The following is a 20,924-nucleotide window of genomic DNA, read 5'->3' as shown; positions in this document are numbered from 1 at the left end:
GCCCTGGCGCTACTGAAACGAACCCGTTCAAACGATCACGGCTTCGTTTGGGATGTCATGGGTTACCATGGGCAAAATTGGGCGTCAAAGGGATTTACCAAATTGGGACAGGAAAAATCCGAGGAAACTCTGTGAAAAACAAAGAATTAGGCGGCTCCACTTACGCTGACTGACAAAGCCCGAAGCCACTCCTTGTTTATGATCTGTTCTTGTTTTGAATATTGGGTTTAATGCTTTCGCAATGTTTTAGCTGTTCGTTTCAAAAACGATATATTGCCAAAATCCTGCCTTGAAAGCGCCAGACGGTCTGTAAGCCGGGTTCTGTCCGGACCGCTCGCGCGGTCTTGGACGGCCATTCCTCTGGGACCCGCCTCGCGGCGTGCCTCACGCGACCAACCCGGGCGACTGGGCGGGAATGCCCTCGCGTCCACGCCATGCTCGCGCATGCCATCTCGCCGGCCGCCCCTATTCGGTCTTGCTCCCGGTGGGGTTTGCCCTGCCCCCGACGTTACCGCCGGGGCGGTGCGCTCTTACCGCACCGTTTCACCCTTACCCACGAGCCGGACCTGCGTCCGACCTCGGTGGGCGGTTTGTTTTCTGTGGCACTTTCCCTGGGGTCGCCCCCGCCGGCCGTTAGCCGGCACCGCATTCCCGTGGAGCCCGGACTTTCCTCCACCACACCCTTGCGAGCATGACAGCGGCCGTCCAACCGTCTGGCCGCGTGTCCTTGCGCCGCGAGGTTAGCGCCGTCAACCCACGGCGCCGTCCACAAGCGTTGCGAGCAAGGCCGCGCGCGCGACGGTTTCGCCATCGCCTTGGCCATCCACCCGCGCCGGACGGTAGCGGCGCTGGAAGGCGGTGACGACGGTCGCAAGGTCGCCGGAGATCGGATAGCCGATACGGCCGAGATCGGCGCGCAGCCGCTCGGCCGAGGCCTGGATTGAGGGCGCGGCCGAGAAGTCCGGCCACAGACCGATGTCCGACTGCGCTAGACCCGGCCAATCGAAAAGCTCGCCCGGGTCCTGCTTGCGGTCCGGTGCGATGTCGCTATGCCCGACGATGTTGCGCGCGGGGATGGCGTGACGCGACAGAATGCCCTGGCACAGCTCCGTCACCGCCGCCATTTGCGCCGATGGAAACGGCCGGTAGCCCCATTCGTGGCCCGGATTGACAATTTCAATGCCGATTGAGCGGCCGTTCAGCGTCTCGTTGCCGCGCCAGAAGGACACGCCGGCATGCCACGCCCGCCGCCCTTCCTTTACCAGCCGCCAGATGCGGCCGTCCTCCTCGACGACATAATGCGCGGAGACGCGGGAGGCCGGATCGCATAGCCGCTCGATGGCGGCTTCCGCGCTCTGCATGCCGGTATAATGCAGCACCAGGATATCGACCGGCTCCTCCCGCGCGTCGTGGTTCGGCGAGGGGCGATCCTGGATCAGCCGCAACAGCAACAACCCTAGGCGGGAGGCGGCTGGCGCAGCACGTCGAGCGGCACCAGCACGCCCGCGCGCTCGAAATGCCAGAAGGTCCAGCCATTGCAGGACGGCGCGCTTTGCAACGCGGCACCCACCTTGTGGATCGACCCGCGCATATTGCCTGCACTCACACTGCCATCGGCGCCCACCACGGCGGACACCCGCCGCTGACGATCCGTCAGCACTGTACCGGCCGCGATAGCACCACTCTCGACCAGCGTGCCGAAAGCGATGCGCGGCATCTCCTTGCGCGACACCGTAACGGAACGCGCCTGCAGGCTCAGCAGCTTGGTCTCGCGCAGCCGCCCCCAGGCCGCCTCGACATAGGCGGGATGACGCTCGATCCCGATGAAGTGCCGATGCAAACGCTTGGCGACGACAGCGGTCGTGCCGGTGCCCGCGAAGGGGTCGAGCACGATATCCTCCTCGGCCGTCGATGCCAGCAGGACGCGATGCAATAGCGCCTCGGGCTTCTGCGTTGGATGCAGTTTCAGGCCGTGCTGGTTGCGCAGCCGCTCAGGCCCGCCGCAGAGCGGGATGAACCAGTCGCTCCGCATTTGCAGATCGTCGTTGGAGGTCTTCATCGCCTGATAGTTGAAGCGATAGCGGCTGTCCCTGCCGCGCGCGGCCCAGATCAGCGTCTCATGGGCATTGGTGAAGCGGCGGCCGCGGAAATTCGGCATCGGATTGGCCTTGCGCCAAATGATGTCGTTGAGCACCCAGAAGCCGAGTTCCTGCAGGATCGCGCCGATGCGGAAGATATTGTGGTAGGAGCCGACCACCCACAGCGTGCCGTCCTTCCGCAGCAGGCGGCGGCATTCGGTGAGCCATTCGCGCGTGAAGCGGTCGTATTCGGCGAAGTCGGTGAAGCGGTCCCACTCCTCGTCAACGCCATCGACCAGGCTGTCATCAGGGCGGCGAAGCTGGCCCTGTAGCTGCAGGTTATAGGGCGGATCCGCGAAGACGCAGTGAACCGAGGCCGGCGGCAGCATCCGCATGTGCTGGATGCAGTCGCCCAGCAGAAGCTGGTCGAGCGGCAGGTCGCGGGTGAGGTCCACGTTTCCCCTCATGCCGCGCGCCACCGGCGCCGCACGGCGCATCTGTTCCGCATGCAAGAAGTCTATCCGGCTGGCGAGTTGATCAGCATCGGCGATGCCGGGTCAAGCATCTCCCAATCCAGGCTAGCCTGCGACCCCAGCGCCCCCGCCAGAATCGCCCGCACCGGAGCGAAACCATGGCGGTGGTGGTGCGTTACCCCGACCTCGGCCAGCGCGGCGCAATGGAAGGGCGTGCCGTATCCGGCATTGGTCTCCCAGCCGTAATGCGGGAAGCGCACAGCGAGTCGGGCCATCAGCCGGTCGCGCGCCACCTTCGCGATGATCGAGGCAGCGGCGATCGAGAAGCTGGTCGCGTCGCCGCCGATCACGCAGCGCACGGCGCAAGTCAGTTTCGGCGGCATGTTGCCATCGACCAGCGCATGATCCGGCGGGCTCGGCAGCTTGGCGACCGCGCGGCGCATGGCAAGCAGGCTCGCATGCAGGATGTTGAGGCGCGCGATCTCCGCCACCGAAGCCGCGCCGACCCCGATCTCCGCCGCGCCGCAAGCATAGAGCGCGATCGAGGCGGCCAGCCGCTTTTCCGCGGTGAGGCGCTTCGAGTCATCGAGCAGCTTACCCAGGCCGCGCGGCAGACCACGCGGGAAAACCACGGCCGCCGCGACGACCGGACCGGCGAGCGGCCCGCGCCCAACCTCGTCCAGCCCCGCCACCCGGCCGCCGAGCGACTTCTCGATGCGGAAATGCGGCGCCATGTCAGCCGCGTCCCATCAGGCGATGCCAGAACCCGCCAGGGCGCGGCGCCATCTTCTGCTTGTAGGAAACATGCGGGCGCGTCGCCGGTGGCCGCAGCGCGCTGCTCAGCAATTGCCGACCCGTCTCTCGCGCCGCCACCAGCCGCCGCTGGAAATCGAGGATCGCGACGGAGGACTCGTCGAGTTCGGACAAGGCCAAGGATTCCGCGACCGCGGCGGCATTCGGGAAGTCTCCGGCGCGGCGGTAGATATCGATCAGGCAAAGGCGCGGGCGAGTTTCCTTGCTCTCCGGCCAAAGCCCGGCGGCCTGAGCGCGCCACGCCACAGCCCATTCGGCTTCGTCGGCATCATCGGCCGACCAGGCGGCTTGTAGCAGCGCCTCAGCGGCGCCCCATTGCTTGTCCCCGCGCTGGCAAATCAGCGCCCAGAGCAAAAACGGCCGCGCGAAAGCCGGCGCCTGACTTCGGATCGCCGCATATTCCGGATCGCTCCGCACGACTTCTCCGCTCTCGGTCGAGAGCGCAGTGAGGTCCGGAGCGGCGGCGCCGCAGCCCGAACATTCGGCAATCCAGCGCTTCAGCGTCGAACGCGCGGGCTCACCCTGCCGAAAGTCCAGATCGGGCGAGAGTTCCGCCGCCGGTGGTTCATAGGGCGGGCGCACCGGGGCGCCACAGACCGAACAAAGGTTCATGCCGCCCGGTTCGCCGGCGCGAGCGCCGCCAATCCCTGGGCAAGCCGGCTGACCGCACGCGACAAACGGTCCGGCGCGATCGCGAAGCAGACGCGCAACCACCCCTCGCCGCTCTCGCCAAAAGCCGAGCCGGGTGCGACGGCGACCTTGTGATGGATCACCAGATCCTGGGCGAGGGCGACGGTATCCCGCACACCGGCCACTTTGAGGAAAGCGTAGAAGGCGCCATCGGGCGATGCGTAGATGACGCCCGGCAGTCCCGCGACCTGTTGCCGGAAGATCTCCCGCCCCTCGGCGCAATGGGCACGGAAGCCGAGCAGCGCCGTGGGATCAGCGATGGCCGCGAGGCCGCCGCGCTGGATGAAGGGCGCGACACCGGAATGCGTGACCTCGATGAGTTCGGCGAGGTCATCACGCGTGCCCTCGGGCACCACCAGCCAGCCGAGCCGCCAGCCGGTCATCACCCAGGTCTTGCTGAAACTATTGCAGACGATGACCCGATCATCCGGCCCTGCGATGTCCAGGATGGAGGGTGCCACGCCTGAACCGTCATAGACGAGCCGGCTATAGACTTCGTCCGACAACAGCCAGCAGCCGTGCCGCCGGCAGAGTTCGAGAATGGCGCGCAATTCCTCCGCCGTCGCGGTCCAGCCGGTCGGGTTATTCGGTGAGTTCAGGATGAAGCAGCGCGCGCCGGCCAGCGCGGCATCCAGCTTGGCGAGGTCCAGGCTGAAACGCCCCTCCGGCGACGCGTCCAACGGCACCACCACCACCTCGGCACCACGGAGCCGCGCGGCATTGCCGGCATTGGGCCAGGCGGGCTCGTGCAAAACGACGCGACTGCCGGGCGTCACGATGGCGCTCAGCGCGATGGCGAGCGCCGCCATGCCCGAGGCGGTAACGAGGATGCGGCTTTCATCGACCGGCCGCACATGCAGTCCGGTGAGGTATTCGGCGATCGATTCCCGCAGGGATGGCAAGCCGCGCACATCCGGATAGCGCGTCTCACCGCGGTCGAGCGCTTCCAGCAATGCCGTGCGCGCGCCATGGGGGCTCGGCTGGTCGGATTCGCCGAAGCACAGAATGTCGGTCTCCGGATGTCCGAAGGCGAGACGGGCCACCGAGACGATCCGGGAACCGGGAAGTTTTGCGAGATCAAACTGTGGCGACACCATCTGCCCCGGCTACCACAGCCCGCCGCGCCGAAGCGAGAGGCGGATTTCAGGATTGTTGGTCGGGAACCACTCTCTCACGTCATGCTCGGCGAAGGCCGAGCATCCACGCCTTTGCTTGCGTGACGAAGGCAAGGCGTGGATGGCACGCCTCCGCGTGCCATGACGGATCTTTGCGAAACGGTTCCGTATCGATCATCACACTCGCCAATTACTCAAGGTGGAAATCGAAAACGCCCAGGGAACCCCTCTCAATCTTCCTTCTCGTCCTCGTCTTCCAACGTGAACTGATCAGCCTCCTGATCGTAGCCAAACAATTCGCCGTAGCGGCCCCATGAAATCACGACGCGCATCGTGGCTGCTGCGTAATCCGGAGACATGTGGTCCTCCAGCTCATCGCGGAAGCGCAGCGCCGGGGCGCGGTGATTCCAGCGCTCCTCCAGCACCTGCTTGATCTGGGCGATCAGCGGTACATGCAGCCGGGCCGCGGCGGCGAAAAGCTCCTTGCGCTCGTCGGTCTCAGCCTCAACGAAACCACGGCCGTTATCGGTGAGGCCGATGTCGCCCTCCTCGAACACCGCGAAGCCGAGTAGCTGCAAGGCCTCGCCAATCGGCAGCAACTCATCCGCCTCCATCTGAAAGGCGTTCGCGAGGGCCGGCAGATCGGCGCGGCCATTGTAAGGCTCGCCAGCGATCGTCTCCATGAGTCCTGCCATGAGATTGGTGGAAACCGTCGGGAGAGGTTCCGTTGTCCTCTGCGGCGCCGCGGCCACAGTGCCGCGCTCCGCCACCAGCGGCTTGGGCGGCTCGACGGGGCGCCGCGTCATCAGCGCGTAGATGTCGTCCACCATCTGGCGGAACGCGGGGTCCAGCCGATTGCGCGGATGCGGAAATGACACCAGCAATTCGCTCGCGACACGGCCCGGATTTGAGGAGAACACCAGGATGCGGTCGCACATCAGCACCGCCTCCTCGATGTTATGCGTTACGATCAGGATCGACTTCACCGGCAGCCGCCCTTCCGACCAAAGCTCGATGAGATCGGTGCGCAGCGTTTCCGCCGTCAGCACGTCGAGCGCGCTGAAGGGCTCGTCCATCAGCAGCAGGTCGGGATGGACCACCAAGGCGCGGGCGAGGCCGACGCGCTGGCGCATGCCGCCTGACATCTCCTTCGGATAGGCGTTCTCGTACCCGCCCAACCCGATCAGATCGATCGCATCCTCGGCGCGGCTATGACGCTCCGCGCGCGCCACACCCTGCGCCTCCAGCCCAAGCTCGACATTCTCCTCGACTGTCAGCCACGGAAACAGCGCGAAGCTCTGGAAAACCATCGCCACGCCCTCGGCCGGGCCATCGAGCAGCTTGCCGCGCCAACGCACCTCGCCCGCTGTCGGTTTGAGCAGGCCGGAAACGATGCGCAGCAGCGTCGATTTCCCCGAGCCGGAGCGGCCGAGCAGCCCGACGATCTCGCCCTGCCGCAGCGACAGATTGACATCGTCGAGCACGATGACGTCGGCCGAAGCTTCCTTGTGGTAGGATTGGCGGCAGCCCTCGACGCGGACGAGCAATTCTCCCGCGGCCTTGCCCTCGACGGGTGCGATCTGGTCCATGGGCGGCACTCCGGAAGCCGGGGGTTCTCGGTTAGAAGGTCAGGCGGCGGACGGCATAAGCATGCAGCGGGCGCCACAGCACGCGGTTTAGCAGGAAGACGTAGCCCGTCATGACGCAGACGCCGAGCATAATGCCGGCGCCGTTCCCATTGGTCGTTGCCTCAGCGATATAGGCGCCGAGGCCGGTGGCCGTCAGCGTGGTGTGACCCCAGGACGCCACCTCGGCGACAATCGAGCTGTTCCAGGCGGCGCCCGAAGCGGTTAGCGCGCCCGTAACGTAATAGGGGAAAATGCCGGGAATGATGACGCGGCGCCACCATAGCAGCCCCCGCACGCGCAGATTGGCGGAAGCCTCCTTGAGATCCGTGGGGAAGGCCGAGGCGCCGGCCACGACATTGAACAGAATGTACCACTGCGTGCCGAGGATCATCAGCGGCGTCAGCCAGATATTCGGATTGAGCGCGAAGCGGACAATGACGATGACGATGACCGGGAACAGCAGGTTCGCCGGGAAGGCCGCGAGGAACTGCGCAATCGGCTGGATAAGCTGCGCCCAGCGCGGCCGCAGCCCGATCCATACTCCAATGGGCACCCAGACGAGGGTGCAGATCACGATCGCAGCGGCAACCCGCGCGAGCGTATAGGCTCCGAGCAGAACCACATGGCCGAACTCGCTAAGCGTGATCGTGCCGGCGACGAAGGCAACGATGCGCCACAGCGCGAGCGCCACCAGGATACCGATAAAGCCGAACCACAATACATCGACGACCCGGGGATTGGCGCGCCGCTCCAGCCCGGCGAAGACCGAGACCCGCAGGCGGAGGCCACCGAGCCGCGCCGCGAAATCCCCGAGCGCCTCGCCCATCACCCGCAACAGGTGGGTGCGGCGGACCAGGCTCAGCACCCAGGGGTCGCGCACGCCGCCGCCGCTCGTCATCTCGAAGCGGAACTTCGCCGACCAGGCAACGAGCGGGCGGAACAGAAGCTGGTCGTAGATCAGGATGACCGCGAGCATCGCGAGGATGGCGTAGAAAACCGCGAGCAGGTTGCGCTGCTGGAGCGCGACCGAGACGTAGGAACCGATCCCTGGCAGCAGAAAGGTCGTATTGCCGACCGTCACCGCCTCCGACGCGACCACGAAGAACCAGCCGCCGGACATCGACAGCATGGTGTTGAACACCAGGCCCGGCATGGCGAAGGGAACCTCCAGCCGCCAGAACCGCTGCCAGGTGGTCAGCCGGAAGGCGCGGGACGCCTCGTCGAGATCGCGCGGCACGGTGGTGAGAGACTGATAGAAGCTGAAGGCCATATTCCAGGCCTGGCTTGTGAAGATCGCGAAGATGGCCGCGAGTTCCGCCCCCAGCACGCGGCCGGGAAACAGGCTCATGAAGAACAGCACTGTGAAAGAGAGAAAGCCCAGGATCGGCACAGACTGCAGGATATCGAGCGCCGGGATCAGAATGAGCCCGATACGTCGGCTTTTGGCGGCCAGCGGCGCCACGGTCAGGGTGAAGAGGCCCGAGAAGAAGAGCGCGGCGAACATCCGCATGGTGGTGCGGAGCGCGTAGAAGGGCAGATAGCGCGGATCGAGATGGATTGGCGTCGCATTCGGATGCGGCAGCGGCGCCAGCGTTCCCTGCGCCGCATGGGCGACCAGAACCAGGACACCGAGCACGCAGAGGATCGCCGCACCGTCCCAAAGATTGGGCATGCGGCGGCCGTTCACGAAGGCAGGCGGAGCCAAAATCGTCATGCGGCGCCTTGGATAGGTGGGATTGATCGCTTAGGAGGACGCCGACGGTTTGTGTAGGGGCCTCTATCCTAGTGCGCCGCCGCCTGTCACCTGGATGCTGGATGACGAAGCGATGACAGGGCGCGCTTCCTTGGAACTGGATCGCCGCGGCCTCGCAGAGACCGCCGAGCCCAGGGCGCGGCCGAAGGTCACGGAACGCTGGCTGGCCGTTCTCGCCTTCGTGCTGCTGGCGGCCCCGGTGCTGCTGATCCTCGCCGTGATGATGCCGACAGGCGAGCCGCCCGACGAGCCGATGCATCTCATGCGCGCGGATAGCCTGCTCCACGGCCAGTTGATCGGGCACAGGGTCGCGACGCTCAACCCGGGAACCGGAGCGCCGGACGCCGGAGTGACCTCCGATCCTGGCCTCGCGGTCGCCGCCCAGGGCTTCGATCTTCTTACGCCTCTGGCACAGAAGAAGGTCTCTCCGGCGCGGCTGAAGATGCTGCGGTCGCTACCCTGGTGGCCAAAGCCGATTTTCATGAGCGCGCCGAACACGGCCGCTTACGGACCGCTGACCTACATTCCCGCCGCGATGGGCCTCGGGACGGCGCGCCTGCTGGGCTTCGGCCCCTATGCCGCGATCCATTGGGCAAGGTTCGCCAATGTGGCCGTCTTCCTCGCGATCGGCGGCCTCGCTTTGCTGCTCGCGCGTCGTGGCCGCCTGATGCTGCTGGTCGTGCTGGGCCTGCCGATGACGCTGGCCCTTGCCTCCGCCGCCGGGCAGGACGGGCTGCTGATCGCACTCGCCTGCCTCGGCGTCTCTCTCTTCACGCGCGGAGATCGCCGGGGCGACTGGTGGGGCGCGGTGATCTTCGCGCTCGTCATCATGCAGAGGCCGCCGTATTTGCCGCTCGTCCTGCTGCCATTCGTCGCGGGATCACCTGGCCGCCCGCTATGCGAGCGCCTGCTGAAGAGCGCTCTTATGGCTGCACCCGCACTTCTATGGTCAGCGGCGGTGGCCCGTTGGGTCGCCGTGCCGCTCCGGGCGGGCGTCGATTACCTGCCCGGTCCGCTTTGGCCGGGCGATCCTCATCGGCTCTTCCGCTCGTCCAATGCCGGCGCGCAACTCACAGTGCTGCTGCATCATCCCGTCCAGGCCGTGCTTCTGCCGCTGCATTCCCTGGCGGCACATTGGAAGACCCTGAGCGAGGAGTGCGTCGGCCTCTTCGGCTTCCTCGACATCCCCCTGCCCTTGCCAGTCTATGCTCTGTGGTTCGCCGCCATCGCGGCGGGACTGACCGCCGTTGCGATCCCCAAGCCGGAACCCACTCGCGCAACGCCTGAAGCGAGCCCCCACGCGACGCTCGGGCGTCTCGCCGTGCTGGGCATGCTCCTGTGTTGTTTGTTGCTTATATATCTAACCCTTTATATGACCTGGACGCCGGTCGGCGCGTCGCTGATCGAGGGTGTGCAGGGGCGCTACTTTCTGCCCCTCCTGCCCATTCTCATCCTCGCGATACCCAGGTTCCGCATACTGCTTCGCCTGCCGCGAGGCGTTTGGGTCATTCTGCCCGTCGCCGCGCTTTGCGCCGGGCTTATCGCCACGCCGCTGGTGATCCTGCGAGCCTATTACTGGCCGTGACATGCAGTTTTCGTTATGTGCCTGTCGATCCGAAGCCTCCGGAACCCCTGGCCGTCTCGTCCAGCGCCTCAACCTCCCGCCACACCGCCCGCGTCACCGGCGCCAGCACCGCCTGGGCGATACGCAAGCCTCGTGTGACGGTGAAGGCCGCGTCGCCCGTGTTGAGGAGGATGACCTTGATCTCCCCCCGGTAATCCTCGTCCACCGTTCCCGGCGAGTTCGCCACCAGCAGCCCGTGATTGAGCGCCAACCCCGAGCGCGGCCGAATCTGCAACTCGTGGCCCGACGGTAGCGCCACCATCAAACCGGTTGGCACCGCGGCCCGAGCGCCCGGAGCCAGAACCAGCGGGGAGTCCACCGCCGCGAGCAGATCCATCGCGGCGGCCCCGGCGGTGGCATACCCGGGTAACGGCAAGCCCTCACCATGAGGCAGCCGCTGAACCGCGATCTCGGCCGAACCGCCGGTCATGACGGGTCCAACGCTACAGCGATGCGTTCTGCCAGCCTCGCCGCCACGGCCTCCTTCGGCAATTGCGGCCAGCTCTCGACGCCCTCGGCGGTCACGAATTGGATGCTGTTCGTGGCGCCGCCCATGGCACCTCCCGCTTTCGAAACATCGTTCGCCAGGAGCCAGTCGCATCCCTTACGCCGTCGCTTGCTCACGGCATTGGCGACGAGATCGTCCGTCTCCGCGGCAAAGCCGATGACAAGACGCGGGCGATCGGGGCCAGGAAGCGAAAATTCCGCCAGGATATCCGGATTGGCGACGAGCCGCAGTTCCGGCGGCGCACCGCCCGGCACCTTCTTGAGCTTCCGCGCCTCAGGCGCCGCGACCCGCCAATCCGCCACCGCCGCGACAAAGACGGCGACATCGGCCGGCAGCGCATCACGGCAGGCGTCCCGCATCTGCTCCGCCGTCTCGACCGGCACCACCGTCACGCCGGTTGGGTCGGCGATCGACACGGGCCCACGCACCAGCGTCACCCGCGCGCCGAGAGCCGCGAGGGCGGCGGCGATGGCACGGCCTTGGCGGCCGCTGCTGCGATTGGCGATGTAGCGCACGGGGTCGATGGGCTCATGGGTCGGGCCGCTGGTGACGAGAGCATGACGCCCGGCGAGCGGCTTCGGCCGAGGCGCCAGAAGGCCCGCGATGGCCTCCAGAATCTCCGGCGGCTCGGCGAGACGGCCAGGGCCCCATTCACCGCAGGCCATGGCACCTTCGCCCGGCTCCGCCACCTGCACGCCGCGCGCCTTCAGCGTGGCGAGGTTGGCGACTGTCGCGGCATGCTGCCACATCCGCACATTCATCGCCGGCGCTACCAGAACGGGCTTGTCGGTGGCCAGCAGCAGGGTCGTCGCGAGGTCATCGGCCAGACCGCCTGCCATCCGTGCCAGCAGATCAGCCGAGGCGGGCACCACGACGAGGAGGTCGGCTGAGCGGGAAAGCTGGATGTGTCCCATCTCGCTCTCGTCGGTCAGCGAGAAGAGGTCCTCATGTACCTTTTCTTCCGACAGCGCTTGCAGGGAGAGCGCGGTGACGAAATGCGCCCCGCCGCGCGTCAGCACACAGCGCACGCCGACATCCTCTTTCTTGAGCAGGCGGATAAGTTCGAGCGCCTTGTAGGCCGCGATCCCGCCGGAGACGATGAGGAGAACACGTTTTCCGGCCAGGCCAGAGAGATCAGCCATCGTGATTCCTACTCAGCCAACGACCCATCGCTATCGGTAACGACCGAGGCCGACGGAAGTTGGTATGACAACAGTCTGAGCCTCTGGCTCCTATAGCCGCCAGCCCGAATGGATCGCCGCGATGCCACCGGAAAGATTCCGCAGGACCACGCGGCCCAGTCCTGCCGATCGCATCATCTCCGCGAGTTCCTGCTGGTCCGGAAACATCCGGATGCTCTCCGCCAGGTATCGGTAACTCTCCGCATCGCCGGCAAACATCTTGCCGAGCCGCGGCAGGACCTTGAAGGACCAAGCCTCGTAAAGCGGAATAAGCGCCGCAACTTCCAGCCGAGAAAACTCCAGGCAGAAGAACCGGCCACCCGGCCGCAGGACCCGGCGCGCCTCCGCCAGAACAGCCGCCTTGTCCGTGCAATTGCGCAGACCGAACGCAATGGTGACGACATCGATGGATCCGCTCGGAATCGGCAGCGCCTCGGCATCCGCCACCAAAAAACGAAGGTCGCCGATCAGGCCGCGATCGATCGCGCGGTCACGGCCGACCTCCAGCATCGCGAGGTTGATATCCGAGAGGATCGCCGGCCCCCCGCCACGGCGCAGCCAGCCGAAGCTGATGTCACCCGTGCCGCCTGCCAGATCGAGCAGCCTCCTGCCCGGCCGGGGATCGAGCAGGCTTGTGAAGATCTGCTTCCAGGCCCGGTGGATGCCGAGCGACATCAGGTCGTTCATGAGGTCGTAGCGCGGCGCCACGCTCTGGAACACGGCCCGCACCATGGATTTCTTCTCCGCGCGCGGCACAGCGCGGAATCCGAAGTCCGTCTCGTCTGGGGAGATATCGCGGGAGGTTTCGCTCATGAGGCACAGGATATAGCCTGTGCGGCCAATGCCGGAACTCCCTGAAGTTGAGACTGTGATGCGTGGCCTGGCGGCACGGCTCGACGGCCGGGTGATCCGCAAGGCTACGCTGTCCCGTGGCGACCTTCGCCGCGTGATCCCGGCCGGCCTCGCCGCCAGACTGACCGGTGCGCGAGTCACGAGTTTTCGGCGGCGGGGGAAATATATCCTCATGCGCCTCGACAGAGGTGACAGCCTGCTCCTGCACCTCGGCATGTCCGGGCGCATGGCGATCCGGCCGTCATCCGCCGCCCATCCAGGCGAAAAGCACGAGCACTTGGTCATCGAGACCGAGGACGGCTGGCGGATCGGCTTGATCGACCCGCGACGGTTCGGGCTGCTCGATTTGCTGCCGACGGTCGAGGAGGACGCGCATTCCCTGCTGCGTGGAATGGGGCCGGAACCGTTGGATGCGGCGTTTACCCCAGCGGTTCTCGGTGCGGCTCTGTCGGGCAAACGTACGCCCATCAAGGCGGCGCTGCTCGACCAGCACGTTGTCGCCGGCCTGGGCAATATCTACGTTTCGGAGGCGTTGTTTCGCGCGGGAATAAGCCCGCGTCGATTGGCAACATCTATCCCCGGCGCGCGCGCCGAGCGGCTGGTGCCGGCGATCAAGGCAACGCTCACCGAAGCGGTTGCTGCCGGGGGCTCAAGTCTGCGGGACTATGTGCAGCCGGATGGTGAGCTCGGCTATTTTCAGCACGCGTGGAAAGTCTATGGGCGGCAGGGGTTGGCTTGCGAGCGTTGCCCTGGCGTTCCGCCCTGCCCCGGGATCCGCCAAATGACGCAAGCTGGGCGGAGCACATTTTTCTGTCCTCGCACGCAGCGATAAGGTCGCACGCCAAGACTTCCGGACATGCCACGCCAAGCCACCACGCGCTTGACTCCAGGCTGCCGCGCCGCCTAGAGAGGCCTTCTTGCGCGGCGGGACATCACCATGTCCGGGACTGCGCGTTTTTTGATGGATGACGATCGACAATGGCCAATACCGCCTCCGCCCGCAAGCGCATTCGCCAGTCTGTGAAGCGCACCGCGCGCAACGCGGCCAACAAGACGCGCATGCGCAATGCGATCAAGTCGGTCGAGACAGCTATTTCGAGCGGCGATAAGGTGGCAGCCCAAGCGGCAATCCGCGCGGCTCAGCCGCAACTGCAGCGTGCAGCAGGCAAGGGCGTAACGCACCGCAACACGGTTGCGCGCAAGCTGTCCCGCATGTCGGGCCGCATCAAAGCGCTCGCCGCTTAACTCTGACTGTCAATCCACATCTTTGAGTTGAATGAGGCGCGGGTAACTCCGCGACCTTAATTCTGTCGCCCCCGCAGCAAAGGCGGCAAGTTACTGTCACTGATTGCGGTTAGTTTGTCATCATAACGTTACGATTCCGGTATGATGTGCTTAGACGGCGGTAATCCCTCGACAATCTATACTCGTCAACGACTTGCTCGATCGTTGTCACGTGTCGGATCTACTTGATTCAGGTTGCGCAGGATACCGCCCCTGACTAGGTTGCGGCGTCCTCCTGGCGATACGCGCCTCGCCATCTCCACTTCGATCCGTCGCTTTAACGGCGGGATGGAGCATGGTGTCTGCTTGGCCTTTAGGAGGAGGTCGTCGATCGGGGCGGAAGCGTGAACGGCGCATGGAGCATCAACTGACTGCAATTCCCCATGTTCGCCCAAGCGAAGCCGACCTCGCCACGCAGTGGGCCCGGGTCCGAACACGTTTGCAAGGCGAGGTGGGAGAGGTCGAATACCGCACTTGGCTGAGGCAAATGAGCCTAGGTGAGGCAGAGGGTGATGAACTCACGATCCTGCTGCCGACGCGGTTCTTGCGCGACTGGGTTCGCAGCCATTACGGGGATCGTCTCACAAGCCTGTGGCAGGCGGAAAACCGCCGTGTGCGCCGGGTCGAGATTCGCGTGGGACGTGCAGAGGAAGGCTTGGCGCCGGCGACGCCTCCCATCGGCAATGGACATAGTGTCGCTGCCGCGGTGGCCGACAGCGTCACGGATGCCAGCATCGATGACCGCACGGAAGGCCGCGACCCGGCCGGGCTGGATCAGCGCTTCACCTTCGACACCTTTGTCGTCGGCAAACCCAACGAATTCGCCTTCGCCTGCGCCGGCCGAGTCGCCGACAAGCCCGCCTCTCAGGGTTTCAACCCACTCTTCCTGTATGGCGGGGTCGGACTAGGCAAAACGCACCTGATGCATGCGATCGCTTGGAAACTACAGGGGCTCCGGCGCCAGGATGCGGCGCCGGTTTCGGTCGCCTATATGTCCGCCGAAAAATTTATGTACAAATTCATCGCGGCGATCCGTAACCAGTCGACGATCGAGTTCAAGGACCAGCTCCGCAGCGTCGATGTGTTGATGATCGACGACCTGCAGTTCCTCATCGGCAAGGACAACACGCAGGAAGAGTTCTTCCACACCTTCAACGCGCTCGTGGATGCCGGGAAGCAGATCGTCGTCTCGGCCGATAAGTCGCCGTCCGACCTCTCCGGCCTGGAAGACCGGCTGCGGACCCGTCTGGGCTGCGGCATGGTGGCGGACCTTCATGCCACCACCTTCGAACTTCGCATTTCCATCCTGGAGGCGAAGGCGTCACGGGCAAGCGTCGCGGTGCCGCCGCGCGTGCTGGAATTCCTCGCCCACAAGATCACCAGCAACGTGCGTGAGCTCGAAGGTGCGCTCAATCGCCTGGTCGCGCATGCGGCGCTGTTCGGCCGGCCGATCACGCTGGAGACGACGCAGGAGGTGCTGCACGACATCCTCCGCGCGCATGACCGCCGCGTCACGATCGAGGAGATTCAGCGCCGGGTGGCGGAGCACTACAATATCCGCCTCACCGACATGTCATCGGCGCGCCGGGCGCGCAATGTCGCTCGGCCGCGCCAGGTCGCCATGTTCCTCGCCAAACAGCTCACCAGTCGTTCGCTGCCGGAGATCGGCCGAAAATTCGGCAATCGCGATCACACCACCGTCATGCATGCCGTCTCCCGCGTGAGCGGCCTCATGGAGGGCGATGCGGCTTTCGCGGAGGATGTCGAGCTGCTCCGCCGTATGCTGGAGTCCTGAGAGACCGTTGAAATGTGCTGCCAGCGCATTTTCTGAGTCTGCACCGGCCCTCACCCCCACCCAGCCACCCACGACAATATGCTGATGGGTGGCCGCGTGGGGGTGAGGGCTGGTGCAGGCTCGTTCTCCAACGGTCTCAGCGGGGCGGGCCGCTTGCCCGGCGCGCCCGGGCTGGTAGACTAGCGACCCTTTTTAGACTCCGCGCTTCTCGGCGCCGCGCCCAAGGATCAGGCAATGAAGTTCACGGCCGAACGCGCGACCCTGCTCAAGGCGCTGGCGCATGTGCAGAGCGTCGTCGAGAAGCGCAATACGATTCCCATCCTCGCCAATCTCATGATGAGCGTGCGCCAGGGCGCGCTGACGCTGACAGCGACGGATATGGAGATCGCGCTCGTCGAGCAGGTCGCGGCCACCACCAGCCGGGACGGCACCGCGACCGCTCCGGCCGCGACACTCTACGAGATTGTCCGCAAGCTGCCCGAGGGTGCCCAGGTCGAACTCGACCATCCCGGCGGCGATGCCCCACTCGCCCTCCGCGCCGGCCGCTTCGCGACGAGCCTCATGGTTCTCCCGGCGGATGATTTTCCGTCCATGACGGCGGGCAGCCTGCCGCATAGCTTTCGCCTCCCGGCCCAGACGCTGCGCGGCATGATCGACCGCACGCGCTTCGCCATCAGCACCGAGGAGACGCGCTATTACCTCAACGGCATCTACCTCCATGCCGCCGATGGCGCCGACGGGCACAAGATGCTGCGCGCCGTCGCGACGGACGGCCACCGGCTTGCCCGTGTCGAGGAGACGCTGCCGGCGGGCGCCGAGGCCATTCCGGGTGTCATCGTGCCGCGCAAGACCGTCGCGGAGGTGCGCAAGCTCATCGACGAAACCTCGGATGATATCGAAATTGGCCTGTCCGAAACGCGCATCCAGTTCAGCCTCGGCACGCTCAAGCTCACCAGCAAGCTGATAGACGGCACCTTCCCCGAATACGAACGCGTCATCCCGCGCGACAACGACAAGATCCTGCGCGTCGGAAAGAAGGATTTCGCCGATGCGGTCGCGCGCGTGGCGGCGATTTCCACCGAGCGTTCGCGCCCGGTGAAGCTCGCGCTCGACCGCGATCTCCTGACGCTCTCCGCCGCGAGTCCTGATCAGGGTTCGGCGACCGAAGAGCTGGATGGCGGCCGCGTGACCTATAGTTCGACGCCGATGGAGATCGGCTTCCAGGCTCGCTACCTCAACGACATCACCGACCAGATTGGCGGCGAGGTCGAGTTCCTCTTCGCCGATGGCTCGGCACCGACCGTGGTGCGTGACGCCGGCGACCCGAGCGCGCTCTACGTGCTCATGCCGATGCGTGTCTGACCAGGCCGCGGTTCTCCGCCTCCTTCGCCTCGACCTCACCGCCTTCCGTAGCTACGACCGGCTGAGCTGGCGTCCGGCCGCGCGGCTGGCCGTCATCAGCGGGCCAAACGGCAGCGGCAAGACGAACCTGCTGGAGGCGATCTCCCTCCTCGGTCCGGGCCGCGGTCTGCGGCAGGCGCGGGTGGCGGAATTCGCGCGCCATCGCCCTGACGGGCCGCCCGGCCCCTGGGCGGTAGCGGCACGTTTCGCGGCACCCAGCGCGCCCGGGATGCCGCTCGAAATCGGCACCGGCAGCCCGCCTGAGGGCGGAGCGCCGGATCGCCGCGTCGTCCGGCTGGCGGGCGCGCCCGCATCCCAAACCGATCTCGCGGCCCATGTGACGCTGTCCTGGATCACGCCGCAGATGGAGCGGCTGTTCGGCGAAGGCCCCTCCGGCCGCCGCCGCTTCCTCGACCGGCTGGTCTGGGCGCTCGACCCCGCCCATGCGCGGGAGGTGGCGGCACATGACGCCGCGATGGTGCGGCGGAACCGGCTGTTAAGCGACGGTCGCGCCGACCCCGCCTGGCTCGCGGGGTTGGAGGATGGCATGGCCCGCCACGCCGTTGCCGCCACCGCCGGCCGGCGGGCTCTGGTGGCAAGGCTGAACGCGGCACTCGCCAGTGGTGCGGTCGCGCCCTTCCCCGCCGCCCGCATGAGCCTTCTTTGCCCGATAGCCGAGCGCCTGGACCAAATGCCGGCGCTGGCCGTGGAGGACTGGCTGCGCGCGGCCTTGGCGGCGTCACGCGCGGCCGATGCGGCCTCCGGCTCCTCCTCTCTCGGCGCGCATCGGGCGGATATGGCGCTGGCCGACCTCGCCACCGGCCGCCCGGCGGGCCTCGCCTCCACGGGTCAGCAGAAGGCGCTGCTCCTCGGGGTCGTGCTCGGCCATGCGCTGGTCATCGCCGAGGCGCGTGGTTTCGCGCCGTTGCTGCTTTTGGATGAGCCCTTAGTACATCTGGATGAACAGCATCGCGCGGCGCTGCTGGAGGCGTTGCAACGCCTTCCGGCACAGGCGTTTTTGACCGGCACCGATGCCGCGCCTTTCGCGGCGCTGGCGGGTGAAGCGGATTTTCTTCGATGCATGGAAGGAACGCTTGCGCCAGATCCGGCATTCGCTAGGCCCGCGAACGGAAATTCGCTATAAGGAGGGGTCTGATTCCCTGCATCTCCGGAGTGACTCTCGGCATGTCCGATTCCGCCGCGCCTATGCCTGTTGCGACCCCCGAAGCCATCAATGATCCCAATGTCTATGACGCCGCCTCGATCTCCGTCCTCAAGGGGCTGGATGCCGTGCGCAAGCGGCCCGGCATGTATATCGGCGACACCGATGACGGCTCCGGCCTGCACCACATGGCCTTCGAGGTCATCGACAACGCGGTGGATGAGGCGCAGGCTGGCTACGCCACCAAAGTCGAGGTCATGCTCAATGGTGACGGCTCCGTCACCGTGCGGGATGACGGTCGTGGAATTCCGGTCGATATTCATATCGAGGAAGGGATTTCAGCCGCCGAGCTGGTGCTGACACGGTTGCACGCGGGCGGAAAGTTCAACCAGAATTCCTATAAGGTTTCGGGTGGACTGCATGGCGTCGGCGCGGCGGTCGTCAATGCGTTGTCCGAATGGATGGAAGTCCGCATCTGGCGAGAGAACCGCGAATATTACATGCGCTTCCAGCACGGCGAGCCGGACGCTCCGCTTGCCGAGATCGGCCCGAGCGAAAGGGCGCATGGCACCGAGATCAACTTCAAGCCTAGCGCCAATACCTTCACCCACATCGATTTCGATCTTGCGATTCTTGAGCGCCGTTTGCGCGAGCTCGCGTTCCTGAATTCCGGCCTCGACGTAACCCTACGCGACGAGCGGCATGTCCCGGCGGTGGAGACGCGGCTATACTACGAGGGCGGCCTGAATGCCTTCGTGGATTGGCTGGATCGCGCCCGCGCGCCGCTATTCACGCCTGCCCTCTCCGCCAATTTCGAGGACAAAGCGAGCGGCATCCGCGTGGAATTCGCGTTGCAGTGGAATGATTCCTACCACGAAACGATGTTGTGCTTCACCAACAATATCCCGCAGCGGGATGGCGGCACGCATCTCTCCGGCTTTCGCCAGGCGCTGACACGCGCGGTCACGAAATACTCCGAGAGCATGGGCAAGAAAGACAGCCTGGCGCTCACCGGTGACGACATGCGCGAGGGGCTGTCGGCGGTGCTTTCGGTGAAGGTACCGGACCCGAAATTCTCGTCCCAGACGAAGGAGAAACTGATCAGCTCCGAAGTGACGCCCGTGGTTCAAGCGGTTGTTTCGGATGCCATCGGTCACTGGCTTGAGACGCATCCCAAAGAAGCGCGTGGCATCATCCAGAAGGTGATGGACGCGGCAAGCGCGCGGGAGGCCGCCCGCAAGGCGCGCGAACTTACGCGCCGCAAGGGCGTGCTGGATGTCTCGACGCTGCCCGGCAAGCTCGCGGATTGCCAGGAGCGTGACGCGAGCAAATGCGAGATCTTCATCGTCGAGGGTGATTCCGCCGGCGGCTCGGCCAAGCAGGGGCGCGACCGCAAGTTCCAGGCGATCCTGCCACTGAAAGGCAAGATCCTGAATGTCGAGCGCGCGCGTTTCGACCGCATGCTTGGCAGCGCCGAAATCGGCACGCTGATCACGGCACTCGGTGCCGGCATCGGGCCGGGCGAGGTTGAACTCGGCGGCTTCAATGTCGAGAAGCTGCGCTACCACCGCATCGTCATCATGACGGATGCAGATGTCGACGGCTCGCATATTCGCACGCTGCTGCTGACGTTTTTCTTCCGCCAGATGCCGGAGCTTATCGCGCGCGGCCATCTCTATATCGCGCAGCCGCCGCTCTATCGCGCCAAGCGCGGCAATGACGAGCGCTACCTGAAGGACGATCGCGCGCTGGAGGACTTCCTGCTCGACAAGGCGCTCGGCGAGGCGCGGCTGACCTATGCCGACGGCCGCGTGCTGGAGGGCCAGACCCTGACCGAGGAGATCGGCTTCCTGCGCGAGGCCTGGAACCGCGTTCGCCGCATGGCGACCACGGTGCCCGCCGCCGTGCTGGAACAGGCAGCGATCGTCGGCACGCTGGCGGTGCCGGCGGATGACTCGATCGCGCTGCTGCATGCGCAAGAACTCGCCGTGCGCCTCAATGCGATTTTGTTGGATGGCGAGGCTGGCTGGATCGGCGAGGGTTCGGTCGCGGGCGGCATCACGCTCACCCGCCGCGTTCGTGGCGTGGGCGAGCGCTATACGCTGGACGCGGCGGCGCTCCGTAGTGCCGAGGCGCGCTGGCTATCGGAACGCCACACGCGCATTGCGGCTGGATTTACGGAAGCCCCGCAGCTGAAGCTGGATAGCCGCGAGGAGCGGCCAGGCGGCCCGCATGCGACCTTCGACGCGGTGCTGGCGCATGGCCGTCGCGGCTTGGCGATCCAGCGATTCAAGGGTCTGGGCGAAATGAACCCGGACCAGCTTTGGAAGACCACGCTGGACCCCGATCTGCGGACGCTGCTGCAGGTGAAAGTGGGCGATGCGGAGGAAGCGGCGCAGGTTTTCTCCACGCTGATGGGCGACGTGGTCGAGCCTCGGCGGGAGTTTATCGTGGGCAACGCGCTTAAGGTGGCGAACCTGGATATTTAGTCCCGGACGTTTTTGGCTGACCCTTGCGAGCTCCACCTCGTCATGCTCGGCGAAGGCCGAGCATCCAGGTCTTTGCTT

17 protein-coding genes and 1 other RNA gene are annotated in these 20,924 nt (G+C 65.7%); 7 read left to right on the top strand and 11 right to left on the bottom strand.

All coding sequences use genetic code 11. The features are described 5' to 3' along the window. Window positions 1–294: 294 nt before the first annotated feature. The 8 genes from rnpB to GSQ92_RS22950 all read right to left on the bottom strand — a co-directional run bounded on the left by rnpB (window position 295) and on the right by GSQ92_RS22950 (window position 8,511). An RNA gene (rnpB, locus tag GSQ92_RS22985) (RNase P RNA component class A) lies at window positions 295–717 on the bottom strand. A gap of 32 nt (window positions 718–749) precedes the next feature. After that, the gene (locus tag GSQ92_RS22980; protein ID WP_158806102.1) at window positions 750–1,439 is read right to left on the bottom strand and encodes an N-acetylmuramoyl-L-alanine amidase; all 690 of its coding nucleotides are present in this window, start codon (window positions 1,437–1,439) and stop codon (window positions 750–752) included. A 17-nt stretch (window positions 1,440–1,456) separates the two neighbouring features. After that, complete coding sequence (locus tag GSQ92_RS22975) at window positions 1,457–2,545, bottom strand: DNA methyltransferase (RefSeq protein ID WP_158805995.1); 1,089 nt, start codon at window positions 2,543–2,545, stop codon at window positions 1,457–1,459. Window positions 2,546–2,595: 50 nt separating this feature from the next. Next, window positions 2,596–3,285, bottom strand: a complete 690-nt coding sequence (locus GSQ92_RS22970) for a ribonuclease HII (protein ID WP_158805994.1) — start codon at window positions 3,283–3,285, stop codon at window positions 2,596–2,598. 1 nt (window position 3,286) lies between these two features. Next, on the bottom strand, window positions 3,287–3,976 hold the full coding sequence (locus tag GSQ92_RS22965) for a hypothetical protein (protein ID WP_158805993.1): 690 nt from the start codon (window positions 3,974–3,976) through the stop codon (window positions 3,287–3,289). Beyond that, window positions 3,973–5,151, bottom strand: a complete 1,179-nt coding sequence (locus tag GSQ92_RS22960) for a pyridoxal phosphate-dependent aminotransferase (RefSeq protein WP_158805992.1) — start codon at window positions 5,149–5,151, stop codon at window positions 3,973–3,975. The genes GSQ92_RS22965 and GSQ92_RS22960 overlap by 4 nt, the downstream gene beginning before the upstream one ends. 248 nt (window positions 5,152–5,399) lie before the next feature. Further along, the gene (locus GSQ92_RS22955; protein ID WP_158805991.1) at window positions 5,400–6,758 is read right to left on the bottom strand and encodes an AAA-associated domain-containing protein; all 1,359 of its coding nucleotides are present in this window, start codon (window positions 6,756–6,758) and stop codon (window positions 5,400–5,402) included. A gap of 31 nt (window positions 6,759–6,789) precedes the next feature. Then, the gene (locus GSQ92_RS22950) at window positions 6,790–8,511 is read right to left on the bottom strand and encodes an ABC transporter permease subunit (protein WP_158805990.1); all 1,722 of its coding nucleotides are present in this window, start codon (window positions 8,509–8,511) and stop codon (window positions 6,790–6,792) included. Window positions 8,512–8,641: 130 nt separating this feature from the next. Between GSQ92_RS22950 and GSQ92_RS22945 the strand changes: the two genes are divergently transcribed. Further along, window positions 8,642–10,135 carry a DUF2142 domain-containing protein gene (locus GSQ92_RS22945; RefSeq protein ID WP_159014099.1) on the top strand — a complete coding sequence of 498 codons (1,494 nt, stop codon included), beginning with the start codon at window positions 8,642–8,644 and terminating at the stop codon, window positions 10,133–10,135. A 13-nt stretch (window positions 10,136–10,148) separates the two neighbouring features. Here GSQ92_RS22945 and dut read toward each other — a convergent pair whose 3' ends face one another. From dut to GSQ92_RS22930, 3 genes are all read right to left on the bottom strand, one after another. Continuing rightward, window positions 10,149–10,604, bottom strand: coding sequence for a dUTP diphosphatase (dut, locus tag GSQ92_RS22940; RefSeq protein WP_158805988.1), 456 nt, complete (start codon window positions 10,602–10,604; stop codon window positions 10,149–10,151). Beyond that, window positions 10,601–11,824, bottom strand: coding sequence for a bifunctional phosphopantothenoylcysteine decarboxylase/phosphopantothenate--cysteine ligase CoaBC (gene coaBC / locus GSQ92_RS22935; protein WP_158805987.1), 1,224 nt, complete (start codon window positions 11,822–11,824; stop codon window positions 10,601–10,603). Before coaBC ends, dut begins: the two co-directional genes overlap by 4 nt. Before the next feature lie 90 nt (window positions 11,825–11,914). Further along, window positions 11,915–12,676, bottom strand: a complete 762-nt coding sequence (locus GSQ92_RS22930) for a class I SAM-dependent methyltransferase (RefSeq protein ID WP_158805986.1) — start codon at window positions 12,674–12,676, stop codon at window positions 11,915–11,917. Window positions 12,677–12,704: 28 nt separating this feature from the next. Between GSQ92_RS22930 and mutM the strand changes: the two genes are divergently transcribed. The 6 genes from mutM to gyrB all read left to right on the top strand — a co-directional run bounded on the left by mutM (window position 12,705) and on the right by gyrB (window position 20,846). Continuing rightward, entirely contained in the window at window positions 12,705–13,547 is an 843-nt protein-coding gene (mutM, locus tag GSQ92_RS22925) for a bifunctional DNA-formamidopyrimidine glycosylase/DNA-(apurinic or apyrimidinic site) lyase (protein WP_158806101.1), read from the top strand. A gap of 146 nt (window positions 13,548–13,693) precedes the next feature. Further along, a complete protein-coding gene (gene rpsT / locus GSQ92_RS22920; RefSeq protein WP_158805985.1) occupies window positions 13,694–13,960 on the top strand; it encodes a 30S ribosomal protein S20 in 267 nt (88 codons plus the stop codon). 394 nt (window positions 13,961–14,354) lie between these two features. Continuing rightward, complete coding sequence (dnaA, locus tag GSQ92_RS22915; protein WP_158805984.1) at window positions 14,355–15,794, top strand: chromosomal replication initiator protein DnaA; 1,440 nt, start codon at window positions 14,355–14,357, stop codon at window positions 15,792–15,794. A gap of 234 nt (window positions 15,795–16,028) precedes the next feature. Then, on the top strand, window positions 16,029–17,156 hold the full coding sequence (gene dnaN, locus GSQ92_RS22910; protein WP_158805983.1) for a DNA polymerase III subunit beta: 1,128 nt from the start codon (window positions 16,029–16,031) through the stop codon (window positions 17,154–17,156). After that, window positions 17,149–18,339: a DNA replication/repair protein RecF gene (gene recF, locus GSQ92_RS22905; RefSeq protein ID WP_254065936.1), complete on the top strand. Its 1,191-nt coding sequence runs from the start codon at window positions 17,149–17,151 to the stop codon at window positions 18,337–18,339. Before dnaN ends, recF begins: the two co-directional genes overlap by 8 nt. Before the next feature lie 41 nt (window positions 18,340–18,380). Continuing rightward, window positions 18,381–20,846 (top strand): DNA topoisomerase (ATP-hydrolyzing) subunit B, encoded by a 2,466-nt coding sequence (gene gyrB / locus GSQ92_RS22900; protein WP_159014098.1) that lies wholly within the window; start codon window positions 18,381–18,383, stop codon window positions 20,844–20,846. The last annotated feature ends 78 nt before the right edge of the window (window positions 20,847–20,924 follow it).

It is taken from the genome of Acidisoma sp. S159 (genome assembly GCF_009766125.1).
Lineage (GTDB): Bacteria > Pseudomonadota > Alphaproteobacteria > Acetobacterales > Acetobacteraceae > Acidisoma.
This window is presented reverse-complemented; position numbering and strand designations above follow the sequence as displayed.

What these genes read in the sequence shown, in the direction of transcription:
- GSQ92_RS22930 (WP_158805986.1), bottom strand. Translation starts at nt 12,676, where the DNA reads ATGAGCGAAACCTCCCGCGATATCTCCCCAGACGAGACGGACTTCGGA.
- dut (WP_158805988.1), bottom strand. Translation starts at nt 10,604, where the DNA reads ATGACCGGCGGTTCGGCCGAGATCGCGGTTCAGCGGCTGCCTCATGGT.
- rpsT (WP_158805985.1), top strand. Translation starts at nt 13,694, where the DNA reads ATGGCCAATACCGCCTCCGCCCGCAAGCGCATTCGCCAGTCTGTGAAG.
- GSQ92_RS22970 (WP_158805994.1), bottom strand. Translation starts at nt 3,285, where the DNA reads ATGGCGCCGCATTTCCGCATCGAGAAGTCGCTCGGCGGCCGGGTGGCG.
- GSQ92_RS22955 (WP_158805991.1), bottom strand. Translation starts at nt 6,758, where the DNA reads ATGGACCAGATCGCACCCGTCGAGGGCAAGGCCGCGGGAGAATTGCTC.
- GSQ92_RS22950 (WP_158805990.1), bottom strand. Translation starts at nt 8,511, where the DNA reads ATGACGATTTTGGCTCCGCCTGCCTTCGTGAACGGCCGCCGCATGCCC.
- GSQ92_RS22965 (WP_158805993.1), bottom strand. Translation starts at nt 3,976, where the DNA reads ATGAACCTTTGTTCGGTCTGTGGCGCCCCGGTGCGCCCGCCCTATGAA.
- gyrB (WP_159014098.1), top strand. Translation starts at nt 18,381, where the DNA reads ATGTCCGATTCCGCCGCGCCTATGCCTGTTGCGACCCCCGAAGCCATC.
- coaBC (WP_158805987.1), bottom strand. Translation starts at nt 11,824, where the DNA reads ATGGCTGATCTCTCTGGCCTGGCCGGAAAACGTGTTCTCCTCATCGTC.
- mutM (WP_158806101.1), top strand. Translation starts at nt 12,705, where the DNA reads ATGCCGGAACTCCCTGAAGTTGAGACTGTGATGCGTGGCCTGGCGGCA.
- dnaN (WP_158805983.1), top strand. Translation starts at nt 16,029, where the DNA reads ATGAAGTTCACGGCCGAACGCGCGACCCTGCTCAAGGCGCTGGCGCAT.
- GSQ92_RS22975 (WP_158805995.1), bottom strand. Translation starts at nt 2,545, where the DNA reads ATGAGGGGAAACGTGGACCTCACCCGCGACCTGCCGCTCGACCAGCTT.
- GSQ92_RS22960 (WP_158805992.1), bottom strand. Translation starts at nt 5,151, where the DNA reads ATGGTGTCGCCACAGTTTGATCTCGCAAAACTTCCCGGTTCCCGGATC.
- dnaA (WP_158805984.1), top strand. Translation starts at nt 14,355, where the DNA reads ATGGAGCATCAACTGACTGCAATTCCCCATGTTCGCCCAAGCGAAGCC.